At 41.9% G+C, this 3,588-nt stretch carries 4 protein-coding genes; 1 reads left to right on the plus strand and 3 read right to left on the minus strand.

Annotated elements, in window-relative coordinates; translation table 11 throughout:
• A partial coding sequence (locus AC11ZT_RS06210; protein ID WP_484058766.1) for an oxidoreductase occupies positions 1–519 on the plus strand: 519 nt, incomplete at its 5' end.
• A 32-nt stretch (positions 520–551) separates the two neighbouring features.
• Here the strand turns inward: AC11ZT_RS06210 and AC11ZT_RS06215 are convergent.
• From AC11ZT_RS06215 to AC11ZT_RS06225, 3 genes are read right to left on the minus strand one after another with little or no spacing between them, the layout of a single operon-like run.
• Positions 552–1,544: an ABC transporter permease gene (locus tag AC11ZT_RS06215; protein WP_484058767.1), complete on the minus strand. Its 993-nt coding sequence runs from the start codon at positions 1,542–1,544 to the stop codon at positions 552–554.
• Entirely contained in the window at positions 1,537–2,451 is a 915-nt protein-coding gene (locus AC11ZT_RS06220) for an ABC transporter ATP-binding protein (protein WP_484058768.1), read from the minus strand. Before AC11ZT_RS06220 ends, AC11ZT_RS06215 begins: the two co-directional genes overlap by 8 nt.
• Positions 2,448–3,260, minus strand: coding sequence for an SGNH/GDSL hydrolase family protein (locus AC11ZT_RS06225; protein ID WP_484058769.1), 813 nt, complete (start codon positions 3,258–3,260; stop codon positions 2,448–2,450). The genes AC11ZT_RS06220 and AC11ZT_RS06225 overlap by 4 nt, the downstream gene beginning before the upstream one ends.
• Between the last annotated feature and the right edge of the window lie 328 nt (positions 3,261–3,588).

A 3,588-nucleotide genomic window follows, 5' to 3' on the forward strand; every position in this document is an offset into this window, starting at 1 on the left:
GAATCGATGCTCGTTGTGAAAGAGCTTGAAAACACAGGCATTGATTTAATTGAAATATCTGGCGGCACCTATGAAAATCCAAGCATGACCGGACGAAAGAGGAAGGAAAGCACCATCAAAAGGGAAGCCTATTTTCTTGAATATGCCGAGCACGTTCGCCAGCTTGTCTCCACTCCCATCGTCGTAACAGGGGGGTTCCGCTCTGCAAAAGGCATGCAAGCAGCCATTGAAGAAGGTGCTACCGACATGGTTGGATTGGCACGCCCGCTCGCTGTAGAACCTGATTTACCAAATAAGTTGCTCACAGGCGACAAAGCGGTTCGCACTCTTGCACCGATTGTAACAGGAGTAAAACGAATTGATGAGGGCGCCATGCTCGAGTTTATTTGGTATGAGCAACAGCTAGAGCGAATCGGGAAAGGAAAACAGCCAAACCCTACCTACAATGTTTGGCTCTCACTCGCGCAAACGATTTTTACACAAGGTAGAAATGTATTTTTAAAACGGAGAAGCCAATAGAAAAGCAGGGTCTAAACTAGACTCTGCTTTTCTTAATTGGAAATATCCTGTCGTGTAAAAACAAAAAAAGCGATCAAAAGCGATACAACTGCCCAAACAGATAGCGTAATAAGAGAGAAGCTCATCGACAATCCCTTCAGTGCTGGCAATTGCCCCGATAAATAATCAGTAAGCGCTAAATTCACACTGAATATATATCTAGCTCCTTCCCAAGACGTTGCAAATCCGCTCAAAATACTACCGGCAATCAGACCCGAGAGCATCACGCCCATTCCTGCTGGCGTATTACGGATGAGCACGGAAACCATAAAGGAAATCGTTCCAACTACAACCGCAACAAACCAAGCTAACCCATACGCCATTAAAATGTATTTCCACTGCGGGATTAGGTGAACGAAGCTTGTATTTAAACTATCATTTTGCGTAATAAAGCCTGTAAGAACAGGAAGACTCCATCCAGAATAACCGAAGACAAGACCCGAAATAAGATAAGACATCACGCCAATAATAAGCAAAATAAGCGATACAAATAGAAGCATAGTTACATATTTGCTAAGTAATATTTTCCACCTGCGAATTGGTCGGGTGAGCAACGCTTTGATTGTCCCATCACTCTGTTCGCCCGATACAATATCAATGGCAACAATCATAACGAGTAGCGGAACAAATAGCGTAATTCCTTGTTCAATGAATGCCCGCACAAAGGTAGGGGCACCTGGGGCATTTGGATTGATGCTGTGATCCAAGTAATACTGCTGCTGCGATACTTGTACCTTTAACCACGTTTTCCATTCATCCGGCAAATGGGTATTATTTAGCCGATTTTGCGTATCAACAATTTGCTGTTGCAAGGATACACGCCAATCACTTGTACCTAGACGCTGCTGCGTGGTTTCGACTTGGCGATACTGCGCGTAAACAAAAATAGGTAGTAATACAAGCAGGATTAACACGATAACAGCGACGCGCTTCTTTCGATAAATCTTTTCAGCTTCGTTATAGAGCAAACCGCCAAATTCACGCATATTCTTCCCCCCTTGTCAGCTCCATGAAAAGATCCTCTAATGTAAATACAAGTTCCTTCACACCATGTACTTCAATTCCTTGTTCCACAAACATTTTGGTATAGGCGCTAACACTTGCTAGAGACATGCGGCAAAATAGCTTATTGCCGCTATGTGTTACTTCCTTCACTCCTGCACTTAGAAGCAAGGCTTCTGCCTTTTCTACCGGCGTAACGGTCCATTCCACTCGATCTGAAGCTTTTTTAACAAGATCATCAATCGTTGCTACTGTAATCATTTTTCCGTGGTCGATAATCGCAACACGATCACAAATTAACTGCACTTCACTTAGTAAATGGCTCGAAATGAATACACTAATGTTTTGCTCCTTAACGAGCATATGAATAAACTCACGCAGTTCACGAATACCCGCAGGATCTAGACCGTTCGTTGGCTCATCTAGTATTAATAATTTTGGACTGCCAAGCAGGGCTTGGGCGATTCCTAGACGCTGCTTCATTCCAAGAGAATATGTTTTTACCTTCTCATGAATGCGCTGATCGAGATGGACCATCTTTGCAATCTCCATAATGCGTTTATCTGGGATGCCTCCGAGCATACGAGAGAATTGCTTTAAATTTTCCCAGCCAGTTAAGTAAGTATAAAGCTCAGGGTTTTCTACAATGCTACCAATTTGTCGCATCGCCTTTCGAAACCTCGTTTTCACATCAAAACCGCCAATTGCAATACTTCCTTTCGTTGGCTTGATTAACCCGACTAGCATACGTATCGTTGTCGTTTTTCCTGCACCGTTCGGTCCTAAAAAGCCAAACACTTCCCCTGCTTTTACATCAAACGCAATATTTTCTACTAGTGTTTTCTTTCCGACTACTTTCGTAAGTCCTTGAACAGAAAGAACTGAGGTCATGGATTCGTTGCTCCTTTCGCCGCAATATTAAATTGACTGACTACATCTTGCAGCAGACGGTTTGCCATCAACGTATAGCCCTTATTATTCGGATGAAAATGGTCTGAGAAAAGAAGTTCTTTCGTTCGTCCTTGAAATAAGTCGTATGTCGGTACAATATACACACCTTTGGAATCAATCGTTGATTTAATCAATACATTGTTCCAGTCAACAACGACAGAACCCGAGCCTTTTAATTCTGGTACATCTTCAAACGGATTATATAAACCGAGCCAATAAATAGGACTGTCCGGATTAATTTCACGAATCTCTGTAATAATTTTCTTCACATTCTCTTGGAACGTTGCCACATCTGGATGAAATTGTGTTAAATCCGTTTCCCCAATGGTCTGCCAGCCTGGAAATACGTCGTTTCCGCCAATTGTAATCATAATTACATTGGCCCTACTAATTGAGTATCTCACACCGTTATCGGAAAGCTGCTTAATTAATTCCGGTGTTCTTGCGCCGCTGACCGCTAAATTATTTAAAGCCACCTTTTGTTTATAATCAGTTTCCAAGCTACTTCTTAGTCTACCAATATAGCCAAGCCCTTCGTTATCCCCTACGCCCCGCGTAAGCGAATCGCCTAAGCTTATAATTTGAAGCGTATCCGCCTTTTTCGTCTCAGCAGTTACTGCAGTCTGCTTCGTAATCGCAGATGCTTTGGGATTCAGGACATCTTTCACTGCAATGGTGAACCCAAATGCAAATATTACAAGTGCAGCTGATGTTACGGCTAAGAGAAATTTGACGATTTTGGACCTCATGCATTGCCACCATCCTTCTTTATATATCATTGTAATTAGATTTTGAAATTCAACAAAAATCTTTGTTTATCAACTAACGCCCATATTATACCACCTGTAAGAAGGGAAAGAAAAAAAGTATCCCTCAATACTGGGATACTTTTTCTCGATTCGTTATTGTTTTGTCACATAATTATATACTTTCAATATGCTCTGTTGAATAGTGCAGAACTTTGCTTCCTTCGTTCATAACGTGTAGCAAGTCTACCTTACAATCGGGAAATAGTGATTGCATTTCGTCTGCAACTTCTTTTCCTTTCCCCTTATGAACATAGCAAAGTACAGTTGG

The sequence above is a fragment of the Ectobacillus sp. genome, from assembly GCF_056992975.1.